The sequence below is a fragment of the Kitasatospora sp. NPDC036993 genome (assembly GCF_055607525.1).
In genome coordinates this window covers 22,600-37,775 of sequence record NZ_JBVJRP010000009.1, presented here as the reverse complement: position 1 = coordinate 37,775, position 15,176 = coordinate 22,600, and the positions used below count along the sequence as shown (strand labels likewise).

The following is a 15,176-nucleotide window of genomic DNA, read 5'->3' as shown; positions in this document are numbered from 1 at the left end:
CTGGACGGGGGATGCGGGGTGCTTCGCGGGCGTGTCGGAATCCGTTGACGAGCGACAGTCGCCGATATATCGTCGAACTATCGAGACAGTAACTCGACTGCCTCGTTGAACCTCAGGGATCCGAGGAGGTGGGCGCGATGCGCTCGGAACGTCAGGGAATGCGGTTCCGTTGGGAGGGCCCGGTGGGCGGCGGGTTCCGCCGTGGCCAGGGCCCGGAGTTCCGGGGGATGCCCGGAGAGGGCGCCGAGGGCCGGGAGGCGTTCGGCGGGTTCGGTCCGCCGTTCGGCGGTGGCGGCCCCGGCCGGCCGATGGGCGGCCCGTACGGGCACGGCTTCGGCGGGCACGGCGGGCGGCGCGGCGGTCCGCACGGGCGGCGCGGTGGCCGGGCCAGGCGCGGTGACGTCAGGGCCTCGCTGCTGGCGCTGCTCAAGGAGCGGCCGATGCACGGCTACGAGATGATCGCCGAGATCGCCGAGCGGACCGGCGGGGCCTGGCGGCCCAGCCCGGGGTCGATCTACCCCAACCTCCAGCTGCTGGAGGAGGAGGGCCTGATCACCGCGGAGGAGGTCGGCGGCAAGCGGCTGGTCTCGCTCACCGAGGCCGGCCGGGCCGAGGCCGACGCCGGGCCGGACGAACCGTGGGCCGAGGCCGGCCGGGAGGTCGACTGGGAGGCCGTCCAGGAGGTCGGCCAGGCGCTCGCCGCCGTCGACCAGGCGATCCGCCAGGTCATGGCCACCGGCACCGAGGCGCAGCGCACCAAGGGCCTGACGGTGCTGACCGAGGCCCGCAAGAAGCTGTACCTCATCCTCGCCGAGGACGACTGACCGGCCTCGGGGCGGGGCGGTGCCGCTGCCCGGGCGGCCGGGGAGAAGGCCTCACGGCCGGACCACGAACAGGGCCGCGCACACTAGCAGCAGCACCGCCCAGCCGAACCAGAGCCAGGCGTTCGGCTCGATGATCACGCTGTAGAGGCACACCGCCAGGAGCAGCACCCCGGTGACGCCGGCGACCTGCCGGTTGTGGTGCTCGACCGCGTGGGAGCGGTTCCTCGGGTGCCGTACCGTCCTCGCCATGCCGACCTCCCGGGGGAGCCTGCGGGGAAGGAGACGGCCGTCAGCCGGAGGCCGCCTCGTCGTACTCGTAGCGCCAGAACCAGCTCAGGCCCCGAACCTGCTTGCTCCGGACGTACACCAGTGTGCGCGCGGGGACCTCGCCGTGCGCGGGGACCGGCACCTTGTACTTCTTGGGCACGCCGAGCATCGGCCCCAGCGGGACGGGGAGGATCCGCCCGTCCAGGGGGCCGCCGACGAATGCGGTGTCCGCGCTCTTCATCCCCCCAGGGTCTCACCTCCACGGGGTGACCCGGGATCGGCCCTGGACGCGGGGCCGCGGGGGGAGTCCGGGGGTGACCGGCAACTCCCGGGCGGGAGGGCGGGCGGGGCGTCGCGTGCGGGCGGCGTGCCCGGAGCGTGCCCGGGGTGCGCCCGTCGGCGGCACCGCGAGTGTGACCGGAGAGGCACCGCCCCCGGTCATCCGGAAGGCCTCCGCACCCTTATCCTTCCTGTTACGCCCTCGGGGTCCACCCCGGGTCAGCGGGCCCCGTACGGGCCGGGCGAGGCGCGAATCCGCGCTCCCTCCGGCCGGTTTGGCGCGGACAGCGTGCTGCCGCGACTGCGTACCGTGACCCCGGCGTCGGCCGTCCGGTGACCCCGGGCCGCGGCCGGCAGGGCGCGGACGTCAGGCCCGAACACCCCGGGAAGCAGCCGGGGGCGCCGTGCGTTGCGTCCGAGTGGTACGTCGAACGCTGTGTCGCACCAGGCACGGCAGTTGCGCGGAAGGGGCCCGATGGAAGCCGGCGGCAGGTGGACGACCTGGTGGCAGAAGCGTGATCGTCAGCGGGCGGGGGGCGCGGACGGCCCGGCCGGACTCGATCAGCTGCTCGGCGCGGTGCGCGCCGGATTCCCGCTCGCGCCCGCCGCGCATCCGGCCGGCTACCGGTGTTCCTGTGACCGGGTGGCGTGTCCCGCCCCAGCCCAGCACCCGGTCTCCTTCGCCTGGCAGACCCAGGCCACCACGGACCCGGAGCAGCTCTCCCGCTGGCTCGCCCGCGACCCGCAGGCCAACTTCGTCACCGCCACCGGCCGGGTGCACGACGTGCTGGACGTCCCGGTGGAGGCCGGCCGGCTGGCGCTGGAGCGGCTGACCGCGCTCGGCGTCGAGGGCCCGGTCGCCGCCGTCGGCGAGGACCGCTACCTGTTCTTCACCGCCACCCGCGGCACCCCGCAGGACGAGGACGAGTGGTGGCCGAGCGCGCTCGACTCCACCCCGGACACCATGTCCGAGCACCCGGGCCTGCGCTGGCACTGCCGCGGCTCGTACACCCTGCTGCCGCCGGCCGCGCTGCCGGACGGCTCCCAGGTGCGGTGGCTGCGCGGGCCCGAGCAGCCGCTGCCGGACCCGCTGCGCGTCCTGGACGTACTCACCGACGCCTGCACCGAGGTGGGCGCCGTCGCCGAGGAGCAGTGGCTGATCGGCTAGGGCGCCCGGGCGGGGCGGTGCCGCGGTCGAGCGCCGGCACGCCGTCACGGCAGGGTGAGGATCTCCGCGCCGTCCGCCGTGACCACCAGGGTGTGCTCGAACTGGGCGGTGCGCTTGCGGTCCTTGGTGACGACCGTCCAGCCGTCCGCCCAGACCTCGTAGTCGTAGGTGCCCAGGGTCAGCATCGGCTCGATGGTGAAGGTCATGCCCGGCTTGATCACCTCGGTGGCCCGCTCGCTGTCGTAGTGCGGGATGATCAGGCCGGAGTGGAACGACGTGTTGATGCCGTGCCCGGTGAAGTCCCGTACCACGCCGTAGCCGAAGCGCTTGGCGTAGGACTCGATGACCCGCCCGATGACGTTGATCTGCCGGCCGGGCTTGACCGCCTTGATCGCCCGGGCGAGGGACTCCCTGGTGCGCTCGACCAGCAGCCGGGACTCCTCGTCCACGTCGCCGACCAGGTAGGTGGCGTTGAGGTCGCCGTGCACCCCGTGGATGTACGCGGTGGCGTCGATGTTGACGATGTCGCCGTCCTGGAGCACGGTCGAGTCCGGGATGCCGTGGCAGATCACCTCGTTGATCGAGGTGCAGACGGACTTGGGGAAGCCCCGGTAGCCGAGATCGGACGGGTAGGCGCCGTGGTCGCACATGTACGCGTGGGCGACGGCGTCCAGCGCGTCGGTGGTGACGCCGGGGGCGATCAGCTTCGCCGCCTCCTCCATCGCCCGGGCGGCGATCCCGCCGGCGATCCGCATCTTCTCGACCGTCTCGGCGGTCTGCACCTCGGGCCCGGCGTACGGCGTCGGCGCGGGCTTGCCGACGTACTCGGGGCGCGCGATGTTCGCCGGGACCTTGCGGGTGGGGGACTGGATGCCGGGTACGAGAGCCATGCCGCGAGTCTAGGGCGTGGCCGGACCCGGGCGGTGTGCGGCCGGGCCCGCTGCGGGGAATGATCGGTACCGACCCATCCTTCGAACGGGAGAGTGCCATGCCCCTCGGATTCAACCGCAAGCCGACCGGCAAGCCCGGCGAGTGGTTCTACTGCATCAAGCACCAGAAGGTCGAGGAGGGGCCGGAGTGCCCGGCGAAGGACCGCCTGGGGCCGTACGCCAGCCGGGAAGAGGCCGCCCAGGCGCTGCGGATCGCGGACGAGCGCAACCGGGAGTGGCGCAACGACCCGCACTGGAACGACCGGCCCGAGGACGGCCGGCCGACGGACGGCACCGAGTAGCGGCCGGGGGCGAGAGCCGGTGGTCAGCGCGGCTCGGGGCCGGTGAAGTAGGTCTCCGAGACATCCAGCACGACGAGGCGCCGCCCGCTCGCGAAGGCCTGGGCGGCCGCCTGGTCCTGCGGCCCCGGTGGGCGGGATCCCCGGTCCGCCCAGGCCGTCACGCCGTCGTCGGGGGACCGCGGCCGGGGGACGTTCAGGCCGGGGGTGGCCGGGACCTCGGGGCCCCTGCGCTCGTCGAAGCCCAGACGCACCCCGAGCAGGTCCGCGCTGTCGTTCCGGGGGAAGCCGTACCAGAGCACCTCGCCCGGCCGGGGCGAGGCGTTGGTGTCGGCCGCCCTGGCGCCCTGGGCGGTCAGCGCGGGCTCCCACCGGGACCGGATCTGCTGCGGATCGCCCGCCACCGCCAGGTACCTGACCACCTGTCGGCGGCACTCCGCGGCCGGCCGGCGGGTGCCGAAGCCGTCGGACCAGCTCGGCCCGACGGCGCAGCCGTCCCGGAGGCCCTCGCCGATCACCTCGGCGCCGGAGAGCGCGGGGAGGAGCGAGGCGAGCCGGCGGTCGATCTCAGCGCCGAGCGCCCGGTCGGCGGCGACCACCTCGGGGGAGTCGGCGAGCGCCCGCAGGTCCGGCGGCGGTCCGCCGGCCGTACGGTCCGCCCGGGTGGCCGGCCGCGCCGTCCGGCCCTCCGGCCAGAACAGCCAGCCGACCACGATGCCCGCCAGCACGGTCAGGACGAGCACCAGGCCCGCCCACTTCTGCCAACCCCCCACCGCCATGGGCGGGAGTCTGTCACACCGCGGCGGCGGCCTCCCGGGCGGTGCGTTCGTGCTCGGCGCGGACGGCGGCGGCGTGCGGGTCGGTGCGGTCGTCGTAGGAGAGCAGCTTCGGCAGGGCGGCGGCGACCGCGAGCACCGCGACCACGCAGGCGAGGCCGCCGGCCCACACCGAGGCGCGCACGCCGACCAGTCCGGCCATGGTGCCGGCCCTGACCTGGCCGAGCTGCGGGCCGACGGAGAAGCTGAGCAGTTCGACACCCGCCATCCGGCCGCGCACCGCGTCCGGGATGGACTGGTTCCACATGGTCGAGCGGGCGAGCCCGCTGATCTCGTCCGCGCCGCCGGCCAGCGCCAGGCCGAGCAGCACCAGCCAGATGTGCCCGGACAGTCCGGCGAGCGCCATCGCCGCGCCCCAGCCGACGGCGGCGGCCAGCAGCAGCCGGCCGTGCCGGTGGACGCGGGAGGTCCAGCCGCTGGTCACGCCGACCAGCAGGGCGCCCAGGGCGGACGCCGCGTACATCGGGCCGAGCGCCCAGTCCGCGCCCAACTCCGAGGCCAGGAAGGGGAAGACGGCCACCGGGTAGGCGAACAGCATGGCGCAGATGTCGATCGCGTAGGTGCCGAGCAGGTCCTTGCGGCTCCACGCGTAGCGGACGCCGGTGAGCACCGCCCGGACCGACGGCCGTTCGGCGCCGGTGGGCGGCGGCACCGCCTTGATCCGGACGAGCAGCAGCAGCGAGAGGCCGAAGGTGAGGATGTCCAGCGCGTACGCGGTCTGTACCCCGGCGAAGGCCACCACGACGCCGGCCAGCGCCGGGCCGGCCACCGAAGCGGCGTTGTGGTACAGCGACTTGAGGGCGAACGCGGCGGTCAGGTGCTGGTGCGGGACGAGCCGCGGGGTGAGCGAGTCCAGTGCCGGGCGCTGGAGGCCGTCGGCGGCCGCGACCAGCGCGGCGACCAGGTAGATCGGCCAGAGCAGCGGGTGCGGCAACAGGGCGTTGAGCAGCAGCAGTCCGGCCAGCAGGCCGAGCGCCGCCTCGGCGCGCAGCACCAGCTTCCTGCGGTCCACGGCGTCGGCGAGGGCGCCGCCCCAGAGGCCGAAGACGACCAGCGGGACGAGCTCGACGGCGCCGATCAGGCCGACCGCGAAGGAGGAGCCGGTGAGTTCCTTGATCTGCATCGGCACGGCGACGAGGGTCAGGAAGCTGCCGAAGCTGGTGACGCAGCCGGAGGTCCACAGGTAGCGGAAGTCCCGCGAGGCACGCCAGGGGGAGAGGTCAGGGGTCAGTGAGCGCAGCAGCGTCCGGGTGCGCCCGGGCACGGGGGGATGCGGGGGTTCATCGGTCACGAACCGTTATCCTCGGACGTCGATCGCCGTTCCCGCAAAGGGTTTTCGGGCGGCCGGCGAACCGGCCCGTGGTGAACGGGGGCCGGCCCGGCTACCAGCGGCTGATCGCGGGCATCGAGGCCAGCCGCCCGGCGAGCCCGGCGAGCCGGTCCCGGACGGAGCGGTGGCCTGCCCACTGCCCGGCGGCCGCGCTGACCAGGTGCTGGGCGAGGTCGAAGGGCTCCTCGGCGGCGGTGCCGACGGTCAGCCGTTCGTGCGCGAGGTCGTGCAGGTCGCCGGGACCGCCGGTCCCGTCGGGGGCGCCCCCGTCCAGCGCGAGCACGGTCGCGCCGTGCCGCCGGGCGTCCCGCACCCGCTCCAGCAGCTGCGCGCCGGCCGCCTCCGGCGCCACCACCAGCACGGTGGCGCCGCGTCCGGCCTCGGTGAGCCGCCGCAGGTCGTGGGTCAGGTGGGCCGGGGCGTCGGCCGGCGGCCGGTGCCGCACCAGGGTGGGCGCCAGCCGCGGGACGTCCGACCAGGCGGCCTCGTCGTCCAGGTGGGCGGCCAGGTGCCAGGGTTCGTACCCCTCGGTGCCGACCAGCAGCAGCCCGCTCGCCCCGCGCCGCTCCACCGAACGGCGCAGCGATCCGGCGAAGCCGCCGACCGCCTCCAGCCAGCCCGTGCCCGTCAGCCGTTCCCGGAGTGCCGAAACTCTCACCGCGTCCATGCGGGCCAGGATGTCCCGGGAGGCCGGGGATTTGGCAAGATCGGCCCATGACTTCCCTCGATTCAGCGACAAACCCGGCCCACGAGGCCCCGGACGTCTCGCAGTTGGTGGTCGGTGTCCTCGGCGGCACCGGCGACCAGGGGCGCGGCCTGGCCCTGCGGCTGGCCAAGGCCGGCCAGCAGGTGATCATCGGCTCCCGCGACGCCGCGAGGGCCGAGGCCTCGGCGGCCGAGCTGGGCCTCGGCGTGCGCGGCGCCGACAACGCCACCGTCGCCCGGGAGAGCGACGTGGTGATCATCGCGGTCCCGTGGGACGGCCACGCCGCCACCCTGACCGCGCTGCGCGGGGAACTCGCCGGCAAGATCGTCGTCGACTGCGTCAACCCGCTCGGCTTCGACAAGCAGGGCGCGTACGCGCTGAAGCCGGAGGAGGGCAGCGCCGCCCAGCAGGCCGCCGCCCTGCTGCCGGACTCCCGGGTCACCGCCGCCTTCCACCACCTCTCGGCGGTGCTGCTCCAGGACGAGTCGGTGGAGACCATCGACACCGACGTCATGGTGCTCGGCGACGACCGGGAGGCCACCGACGTCGTCCGGGGCCTGGCCGGCCGCATCCCCGGGATGCGCGGCATCTTCGCGGGCCGGCTGCGCAACGCCCACCAGGTGGAGGCGCTGGTGGCCAACCTGATCTCGGTCAACCGCCGCTACAAGGCCCACGCGGGCCTGCGGATCACCGACGTCTGAGCGGACGTCCCGGCAACGCTCCCGGCAACGCCCGCCGTGTCGACCTCACCCCTGGCCCCGCTCCGGAGGTGAGGTCGGCGACAATGGGGGTCGGCCGCAACCCGGCCGTCCGCACCCGCTCCCAGGAGTCCGCCGCCATGCCTCGCACGTCCCTGCTCGCCCTGATCGTCGTCGCCCTGGCGCTGGTCGCCGCCGTCTTCTCGCTCACCCAGGGCCTCTGGCTGGGCCTGATCTGGCTGCCGCTGGCCGGTGTGGCCAGCAACGTGCTGTGGATGAACCGCCGCCGGGAGAAGATCGCCGCGGCCGCGGCGGCCGCCGAGCAGTCCTAGCCCCGCCAGAAGCTGAACAGCTCGCGGCCGATCTGGGCGTACACCCGGTCGACGCCCAGCAGCTCCATCGCGCCGTACACGGCCTCGAAGAACCACTGGTTCACCGCGGGCTGCCAGAGCAGCGCGAACACCGCGAGCATCCCGTACGGAGCGAAGGGCTCGACCGCCCGCCGGGTCCTGTACGACAGCCAGGGCTCGATGATCCCGTAGCCGTCCAGGCCCGGCACCGGCAGCAGGTTCAGCAGGGTCGCGCTCAGCTGGAGCATGCCGAGGAAGCCCAGGGCCAGGGCGAGCGGCGAGACCTGGAGCTCGTAGCCCTGCCAGACCGTGTTCACCTTGGGATCGTCCAGCCAGCCCGCGCCGACCGGGACCAGGATCAGCACGGCGGCGACCAGGTTCACCAGCGGCCCGGCGGCCGAGATCAGGCTGTGCTTGAGCCGGCCCTGGATCCGGTGCCGTTCGATCCAGACCGAGCCGCCGGGCAGGCCGATGCCGCCGAGGATCATGAAGACGATCGGCAGCACGAAGCTGAGCAGCACGTTGGCGTACTTCATCGGGTTGAGCGTGAGGTAGCCCTTGGCGCCGACGCTGATGTCGCCGCCGTGCAGCGCGGTGCGCGCGTGGGCGTACTCGTGCAGGCAGAGCGAGACCATCCAGCCCGCGATCACGAACAGGAAGATCCCGAACCGCATGTTGCCGTAGCCGGAGTACACCGCCCAGCCGGACGTGCCGAGGACGGCGAGCAGCACCCAGAACACCGGGCTGATCCGGCGGTCCTCGCTGCGGGAGCTCGGCGTGGCGGCGAAGGTCATGGTGTGGGTGCTCCGGGGCGGGGGGAGGGGCGGACGCGGGACGGGACCGATCATGCCGGGCGGGCCGGTGACCGGACAAGCCGCTCCGGGTGAACGTCCGGCCGGGCGGTGGCGTTCCACCCTACGCGCCGGGGCCGGGAGGGCGGCAGCACAATTGTGCGGCCCCCGCTCCGCGGATCGACCAGAATGGTCCGGTGCACTACGGCATCCTCGGGACGACGACGGCCCACCACGACGACGGCACCGCGGTACCGGTCGGCGGTGCCCGGCTGCGGGCCCTGCTCACCGCCCTGGCCCTGAGACAGGGCAGGCCGGTCCCGGCCGACCTGCTGGTGGACGAGGTGTGGGACACCGAGCCGCCGCAGGACTCCTCCGCCGCGCTCCAGACCCTGGTCGGCCGGCTGCGCCGCACCATCGGCCGGGACGAGGTCGGCTCCGGCCCGGCCGGGTACTGGCTGACCGGCCCGGCCACCGACGTCGCCGACTTCCAGCGGCTGACCGGCGAGGGCCGCCGCGCCCTGGACGCCGGGGACCACGCGCTCGCGGCCGAGAGGCTGCGCGCCGCCCTGGCGCTGTGGCGCGGCCCGGCCCTGGCCGACCTGCCGGACCGCACCGGCCCGGCCACCCGGCTGGAGGCCCAGCGCGAGGAGGCCCGCCGCCACCGGATCACCGCCGACCTCGCCCTCGGCCGGGCCGCCGAGCTGGTCGCCGAGCTGGCCGAGCTGTGCGAACGGCACCCGCTGGACGAACCGTTGCAGCTGCTGATGATCCGGGCGCTGCACGAGAGCGGCCGGACGGCCGAGGCGCTGCGCCACTACGAGCGGGCCAGGCGCGCCCTGGCCGAGGAGCTCGGGGTGGACCCGGGCCGCGGACTCCGCTCCCTGTACGCCGAGCTGCTCGCCCCGGCGGACCGGCAGGAACCGGCGTCGCAGCCGGCCCGCTCCGGGCCGCTCGGGCCGGCCGGGCCGCCTCCGCCGCCGTCCTCCCAGCCGGGGCCGCCCCCGCCGCAGCCCGGGCCGCCCCCGCAGCCGCCCGCGCCGCCCGCGCCGCAACCGCCGCGAACCGGCGGCAACCTGCGCGGCCGGCTGACCAGCTTCGTCGGCCGGGAGGACGATCTGGCCGCGCTGCGCGGGATGCTGACGAGCCGTCGGCTGGTGACCTTGACCGGCCCCGGCGGCTCCGGCAAGACCAGCCTGTCGACCGTGGCCGCCCGCGCCGAGCAGTCCGCGGGGAGCTGGCCGGACGGCGTCTGGGTGGCCGAACTCGCCCCGTTGGAGAGCCCGGACGCGGTGCCCGCCGCCGTGGTCTCGGCACTCGGCCTGCGCGAGATCGTGCTGCACGGCACCAATATGGTCGCCGAGGTGATCGAGAAGCGGGCCGAGGACCCGGTGCGCCGGCTGGTCGAGCACTGCGGCCACCGCCGGATGCTGCTCGTCCTGGACAACTGCGAGCACCTGATCCAGGCCGCCGCCGACCTCGCCGACGTCCTGCTCGCCGAGTGCCCGGGGCTGACGGTGCTCGCCACCAGCCGCGAACCGCTGGGCGTGCCCGGCGAGACGGTGCTGCCGGTCGAGCCGCTGCCCGACCCGGTCGCGCTGCGGCTGTTCGCCGACCGCGCCGCCGCCGCCCGTCCCGGTTTCGACCCGGCGGGCGACCCGGAGTCCTGCGCCGAGATCTGCCGCCGTCTCGACGGGCTGCCGCTGGCCATCGAACTGGCCGCCGCCCGGCTGCGGGTGATGACGGCCCGACAGATAGCCGACCGGCTGGACAGCCGGTTCTCGCTGCTCACCGCGGGCAGCCGCACCCTGCTGCCGCGCCAGCAGACCCTGCGCGCGGTGGTCGACTGGAGCTGGGACCTGCTCGGCAAGCGGGAGCGGGCGGTGCTGCGCCGGCTCTCGGTGTTCGCGGGCGGCTGGCAGCTGGAGGACGCCGAGGCGGTCTGCGCCGACGGCGTCGAGGTGCCCCCCGGCGAGGTCGCCGACCTGCTGCTGTCGCTGGCCGACAAGTCCCTGCTGGTCGCCGACCTGGACGGGGCCAGCCTGCCGCGCTACCGGATGCTGGAGACCATCCACGAGTACGCGACCGAGCGCCTCGCCGAGTCCGCCGCCGAGCGGACCGCCACCGAGGGCCGGCACGTGGCGCACTTCCGCACCATGATCGCCGTCGCCGACGGGCAGATCCACGGCCCCCGCCAGCTGCACTGGCTGTCGGTGCTGGAGCGCGAGCAGGACAACGTCCGGGCCGCGCTGCGCCGGGCGATCGACCGGCGGGACGAGGAACAGGCGCTGCTCCTCGCCCTCGGCATGAGCTGGTACTGGTCGCTGCGCAGCTACAGCATGGAGGCCCGCACCTGGTACAACGCGGTCGCCGCGCTCGGCCCCGACCCGTTCGGCCCGGACGCCCCGCGGCCGGTGCCGCTGGAGCGCAACGTGCTCACGTACGAGCCGCCGCTGTCCGCCGGGGTGCTGGAGGAGGCCCGCCGGCTGCTCGCGATGTACCGGCTGATCGGGCTGTTCGAGGGCAACCTGGACGTCTTCGGCGACTCGGAGGCCGTCGGGCTCGCCCAGCGGCTGATGGAGGCCTACACCCCGGAGCTGCCGCAGTCCTACCGCTTCCCGGCGCTGATGCGGGTGTTCGCGGCCTTCCTGGCCGGCCGGCTGGAGGAGATGAGGGACCTGCTGGACGACGCGGTGCGCGGCTGCGAGCGGCACGGCGAGCTGAGCGACCTGGCGTTCGTCCTCCAGGTCAGGGCCAGGATGCTGAACGACTGGCCGAGCGGCGAGGAGCAGAGCATCGCGGACGGCGAGCGCTCGCTGGAGCTGTACGAGCGGGCGGGCGACCTCTGGGGGATCTCCCAGGCCCTGGCCGCGCACGGAGAGTCGCTGGCCAACCGGGGCGAGTCCGCGGCCGCCGCCGAGGCGTACGGGCGGGCGATCGAGCTGGCCGAGGAGCTGGGGGCGCCGCAGGAGGTGCCGATCCTGTTGGTGCACCTGGGCACCGCCCTTCTGGAGCAGGACATGGACCGCGGCGAGCGGGTCATCCGGGAGGCGGTGGCCTCGATCGAGAGTCCGGGCGTCAACCAGGCCACCAACGGCGCGCTGTTGTTCGGCCACCTGACGCTCTGCGGCATCCACGCCCAGCGCGGCGAGTTCGAGCGGGCGCTGGCCGAGCTGGACGATCTGGACAGCGTCCGGGTGGGCGGTTTCGCGCCGAGTCTGGTGGTCGGGCTGCTGATGAGCGCCCGGGGCTGGATCATGGCGAGGTCCGGCGACCCGGACGAGGGACTGCGCCTGCTGCGCGAGGGCCGGCGGCAGCTCCGGGCGCTGGCGGCCGCGAGCGGCTTCGCCGAGCACATGACGGTCATGGTGGTGCCCGCGGTGACGGCGACGCTGTGCGGCTTCGCCCGGCGCGACGGGGACCTGGAGCGGGCCGGCGTGGCGGCCGTGCTGATCGGTGCGCACGGCGGGCTGAACGGCCCGAAGGGCGGCTATCTGGACCGGCTCGAGCGCGAGCGCTCGGAGTCCGCGCTGCGGGAGTTGATGGGCGACGCCGCGTTCGAGGAGGCCAGGGAGCGGGGGGTCGGGATGACCCAGGAGCAGACCCACGAACTGCTGGAGCGGCTGATCGGCTAGTCCCGCGAGCCGCGTCCCCGGCCACCCAGGGGCCCGGCCGGCCGGCGCCCGTCCCCTGGTCACCGGCCGGCCGGGCCCGTACGGTGGCCGGCGCCCGTCCCGGGCGTCCGGCCGTCCTGTCCGCCGGCCCTTCCCCTGACCGGGGCCGACGGTGGCCGGGGGATCAGGTCCGCTTGCGGAAGCGGGCCACCGCCAGCGGGGCGAAGACCGCGGTGACGGCGGCCGACCAGATCAGCACGATCATCACCGGGTGGGCCACCGCGCCCTCGCCGTTGAGCAGGGCGCGGGAGGCGTCGGCCAGCGCCGACAGCGGGTTGACCTTGGTGAAGGACTGAAGCCAGCCCGGCATGGTGTCGGTCCGGGCGAAGATCGAGCTGCCGAACTGCATCGGCATCAGGACCAGCATGGCCACGCCCTGGACGGCCTGGGCGCTGCGCAGGGCCATGCCCAGCAGCATCGAGATCCAGACGATCGACATGCCGAACACCAGGGCCAGGCCGATCGTGGCCAGCACCTCCAGCGGGCCGGTCCTCACCTCGAAGCCGATGCACATCGCGAAGCCGATCAGGATCGCGAAGGAGAGCAGCCCGCGGAGGGTCTCGGCGACGATCTTGGACAGCAGCACCGAGGCCCGGCCGATCGGCAGGGTCCTGAAGCGGTCCATCACGCCGGTCTGGAAGTCGCTGTTGAGGCCGGTGCCGACGGCCATCGCGAGGGTGAGACCGGTCTGCCCGAGCAGGCCGGGGATCAGGTACTGCTTGTAGGTGTCCTGGTCGCCGGCCATCGCGCCGCCGAAGACGTAGACGAACAGCACGGTGAAGATGATCGGCATCAGCACGGCGTCGAACATCGACTCCGGGTCGGCCTTGATCCGCATCAGGTTGCGCCGGGTCAGCGCGCCGACGTGGCGCAGGGTGCCGGCCAGGCCGATCCGGGGGTCCTCCGCCCGGACGGCGGGGGCGAGCGTGGCGGTGGTCATGCGACGGGCTCCTTGGCGAGGCTGGGGGCGGGCGCCGCGGCGGTCGCGGGCTTGCCGGTGATGGCGAGGAAGACCTCGTCCAGGCTGGGCACCTTGGTGTCGATGCCGGCGATGCCGAAGCCGCGGGTGCCGAGCACCCCGATCACCGCGGTCAGCTGCTCCTCGCCGGTGATCGGCACCGCGAGCAGGCCGGTGTCGGTGGAGACGGTGGCGGTGGCGATGCCGCTCTCGTGCAGGCAGCGGGCCATCTCGGGCAGCTCGGCCGGGTGGGTCGGGCGGACCTGGAGGGTCTGGCCGCCGACCCTGGCCCTGAGGGCGGCCACCGGGCCGTTGGCGATCACCTTGCCGCGGTCGATGACGGTCAGCTCGTTCGCGAGCTGCTCCGCCTCCTCCATGTACTGGGTGGTCAGCAGGACGGTGGTGCCCTCGGCGACCATCCGCTGCACCTCGTCCCAGACCTCGTTGCGGGTGCGCGGGTCCAGGCCGGTGGTGGGCTCGTCCAGGTAGAGCACCCGGGGGCGGCCGATCATGCTGGCGGCCAGGTCGAGGCGCCGGCGCATGCCGCCGGAGTAGGTCTTGGCGATCCGCCCGGCGGCCTCGGTGAGCGAGAAGCGCTCCAGCAGCTCGACGGACCTGGCCTTGGCCTCCCGGCGGGGGAGGTCGAGCAGCCGGCCGATGAGGTAGAGGTTCTCGTACCCGGAGAGCAGCTCGTCCACGGAGGCGTACTGGCCGGTGAGGCCGATCGTGCGGCGCAGCTGCCGGGGCTGGCGCAGCACGTCGTAGCCGCCGACGTACGCGGTGCCGGCGTCCGGCCTGACGAGGGTGGAGAGGATCCGGACCAGGGTGGTCTTGCCCGCGCCGTTGGGGCCGAGCACGCCGAGGACGGTGCCCTCCCGCACGGTGAGGTCGACCCCGTCGAGGGCCTTGGTGGCACCGTAGTGCTTGACGATGCCGTGCACCTCCACGGCGTTCCCGGAGGTGGTTCCCCGGTCGTTCGGGGCTGTCTCGATGCGTGTCATGCCCCCAGGCTGTCCGCCCCGGCTGTCAGCTCCCTGTCGCCCGGGGCGGCGCGCTGCCGGCCCGCTGTCACGCCGCTGTCACCGGCTCCGGGGCGGGCCCGGGGTTGTGCCGGAGCGGGCCCGGGTGCGAGGAAGGCCCCGCTCCGGAGGGCGGAGCGGGGCCGGGCGGTCCGGTCAGCGGAAGCTGTGCTCGGCCGCCGGGAAGGCGCCGGTGCGGACGTCCTCGGCGTACGCCCTGGCGGCGTCGCCGAGGACGGTCCGCAGGTCGGCGTACTGCTTGACGAACTTGGGCACCCGGCCGGCCGTCATGCCGGCCATGTCGGTCCAGACCAGCACCTGGGCGTCGGTGCCGGGGCCGCCGCCGATGCCCACGGTCGGGATCGCCAGCTGCTCGGTGACCTGGGCGGCCAGCTCGGCCGGGACGGCCTCCAGCACCACCGAGAAGGCGCCCGCCTGCTGGACGGCCTTGGCGTCGCGCAGCAGCTGGTGCGCCGCCTCGTCGCCGCGGCCCTGGACCGGGTAGCCGCCGAGGGCGTGGACGGACTGGGGGGTGAGGCCGATGTGGGCCATCACCGGGACGCCGGCCTCGACCAGCAGCTCGATCGAGCGGGCGCTGCGCTCCCCGCCCTCCAGCTTGACCGCGCCGACCCCGGCCTCCTTCATCAGCCGGGCCGCGTTGTGCATGGCCTGCGCGGGGGACTCCTGGTACGAGCCGAACGGCAGGTCGGCGACGATCATGGCCCGCTTGGTGCCGCGGACGACGGCGGCGGAGAGCATCACCATCTGATCCATGGTCACCGGGACGGTGGTCTCGTAGCCGAGGTGGCAGTTGCCCGCCGAGTCGCCGACCAGCAGCACCGGGATGCCGGCCTCGTCGAACACGCCCGCGGTGAGGGCGTCGTAGGCGGTCAGCATCGACCACTTCTCGTCGCGCTGCTTGGCGGCGGCGAGGTCGCGGACGGTGACGCGGCGGTTGGTGACCCCACCGTAGAGGGTGGCGGTCGACGCCTGGTTCTGGGCAGGCGAAGGCGTAGAAGCGTTCATCGAACGGACTCCTGAAGGGTTG

16 protein-coding genes are annotated in these 15,176 nt (G+C 74.4%); 6 read left to right on the top strand and 10 right to left on the bottom strand.

Features of this window, described 5'->3' with window-relative positions; translation table 11 throughout:
- Window positions 1-158: 158 nt before the first annotated feature.
- Window positions 159-824 (top strand): PadR family transcriptional regulator, encoded by a 666-nt coding sequence (locus tag ACZ7C5_RS20040; RefSeq protein ID WP_401078632.1) that lies wholly within the window; start codon window positions 159-161, stop codon window positions 822-824.
- Window positions 825-875: 51 nt separating this feature from the next.
- Here ACZ7C5_RS20040 and ACZ7C5_RS20035 read toward each other — a convergent pair whose 3' ends face one another.
- Complete coding sequence (locus ACZ7C5_RS20035) at window positions 876-1,073, bottom strand: hypothetical protein (RefSeq protein ID WP_401078635.1); 198 nt, start codon at window positions 1,071-1,073, stop codon at window positions 876-878.
- 40 nt (window positions 1,074-1,113) lie between these two features.
- Entirely contained in the window at window positions 1,114-1,332 is a 219-nt protein-coding gene (locus ACZ7C5_RS20030) for a hypothetical protein (protein WP_401078638.1), read from the bottom strand.
- Window positions 1,333-1,845: 513 nt separating this feature from the next.
- Between ACZ7C5_RS20030 and ACZ7C5_RS20025 the strand changes: the two genes are divergently transcribed.
- Entirely contained in the window at window positions 1,846-2,538 is a 693-nt protein-coding gene (locus ACZ7C5_RS20025; protein WP_401078641.1) for a bifunctional DNA primase/polymerase, read from the top strand.
- Between the two features lie 44 nt (window positions 2,539-2,582).
- Here ACZ7C5_RS20025 and map read toward each other — a convergent pair whose 3' ends face one another.
- Window positions 2,583-3,428 (bottom strand): type I methionyl aminopeptidase, encoded by an 846-nt coding sequence (gene map, locus ACZ7C5_RS20020; protein WP_401078644.1) that lies wholly within the window; start codon window positions 3,426-3,428, stop codon window positions 2,583-2,585.
- Between the two features lie 98 nt (window positions 3,429-3,526).
- Here map and ACZ7C5_RS20015 point away from each other — a divergent pair, with 98 nt between their 5' ends.
- Window positions 3,527-3,769 carry a hypothetical protein gene (locus ACZ7C5_RS20015; RefSeq protein WP_401078647.1) on the top strand — a complete coding sequence of 81 codons (243 nt, stop codon included), beginning with the start codon at window positions 3,527-3,529 and terminating at the stop codon, window positions 3,767-3,769.
- 23 nt (window positions 3,770-3,792) lie between these two features.
- On the opposite strand, the gene ACZ7C5_RS20010 is transcribed toward ACZ7C5_RS20015, so the two are convergent.
- The 3 genes from ACZ7C5_RS20010 to ACZ7C5_RS20000 form a co-directional block, all read right to left on the bottom strand.
- The gene (locus ACZ7C5_RS20010; RefSeq protein WP_401078649.1) at window positions 3,793-4,545 is read right to left on the bottom strand and encodes a hypothetical protein; all 753 of its coding nucleotides are present in this window, start codon (window positions 4,543-4,545) and stop codon (window positions 3,793-3,795) included.
- Window positions 4,546-4,558: 13 nt separating this feature from the next.
- The gene (locus ACZ7C5_RS20005) at window positions 4,559-5,893 is read right to left on the bottom strand and encodes an MFS transporter (protein ID WP_401078652.1); all 1,335 of its coding nucleotides are present in this window, start codon (window positions 5,891-5,893) and stop codon (window positions 4,559-4,561) included.
- 91 nt (window positions 5,894-5,984) lie between these two features.
- Window positions 5,985-6,599 carry a hypothetical protein gene (locus ACZ7C5_RS20000; protein WP_401078655.1) on the bottom strand — a complete coding sequence of 205 codons (615 nt, stop codon included), beginning with the start codon at window positions 6,597-6,599 and terminating at the stop codon, window positions 5,985-5,987.
- A 47-nt stretch (window positions 6,600-6,646) separates the two neighbouring features.
- Between ACZ7C5_RS20000 and npdG the strand changes: the two genes are divergently transcribed.
- Together npdG and ACZ7C5_RS19990 are read left to right on the top strand one after the other, a co-directional pair.
- Window positions 6,647-7,339, top strand: a complete 693-nt coding sequence (gene npdG, locus ACZ7C5_RS19995; RefSeq protein WP_401078658.1) for an NADPH-dependent F420 reductase — start codon at window positions 6,647-6,649, stop codon at window positions 7,337-7,339.
- Window positions 7,340-7,476: 137 nt separating this feature from the next.
- A complete protein-coding gene (locus ACZ7C5_RS19990) occupies window positions 7,477-7,668 on the top strand; it encodes a hypothetical protein (RefSeq protein WP_401078661.1) in 192 nt (63 codons plus the stop codon).
- Here the strand turns inward: ACZ7C5_RS19990 and ACZ7C5_RS19985 are convergent.
- Window positions 7,665-8,480 (bottom strand): site-2 protease family protein, encoded by an 816-nt coding sequence (locus ACZ7C5_RS19985; protein ID WP_401078664.1) that lies wholly within the window; start codon window positions 8,478-8,480, stop codon window positions 7,665-7,667. The two genes, ACZ7C5_RS19990 and ACZ7C5_RS19985, sit on opposite strands and share 4 nt — an antisense overlap.
- A gap of 194 nt (window positions 8,481-8,674) precedes the next feature.
- Between ACZ7C5_RS19985 and ACZ7C5_RS19980 the strand changes: the two genes are divergently transcribed.
- Window positions 8,675-12,112 (top strand): AfsR/SARP family transcriptional regulator, encoded by a 3,438-nt coding sequence (locus ACZ7C5_RS19980; RefSeq protein WP_470323124.1) that lies wholly within the window; start codon window positions 8,675-8,677, stop codon window positions 12,110-12,112.
- A 163-nt stretch (window positions 12,113-12,275) separates the two neighbouring features.
- On the opposite strand, the gene ACZ7C5_RS19975 is transcribed toward ACZ7C5_RS19980, so the two are convergent.
- The 3 genes from ACZ7C5_RS19975 to panB form a co-directional block, all read right to left on the bottom strand.
- The gene (locus tag ACZ7C5_RS19975) at window positions 12,276-13,091 is read right to left on the bottom strand and encodes an ABC transporter permease (protein ID WP_401078669.1); all 816 of its coding nucleotides are present in this window, start codon (window positions 13,089-13,091) and stop codon (window positions 12,276-12,278) included.
- Window positions 13,088-14,110: an ATP-binding cassette domain-containing protein gene (locus tag ACZ7C5_RS19970; protein ID WP_401078672.1), complete on the bottom strand. Its 1,023-nt coding sequence runs from the start codon at window positions 14,108-14,110 to the stop codon at window positions 13,088-13,090. Before ACZ7C5_RS19970 ends, ACZ7C5_RS19975 begins: the two co-directional genes overlap by 4 nt.
- A gap of 174 nt (window positions 14,111-14,284) precedes the next feature.
- A complete protein-coding gene (panB, locus tag ACZ7C5_RS19965; RefSeq protein WP_401078675.1) occupies window positions 14,285-15,154 on the bottom strand; it encodes a 3-methyl-2-oxobutanoate hydroxymethyltransferase in 870 nt (289 codons plus the stop codon).
- Window positions 15,155-15,176: the final 22 nt, after the last annotated feature.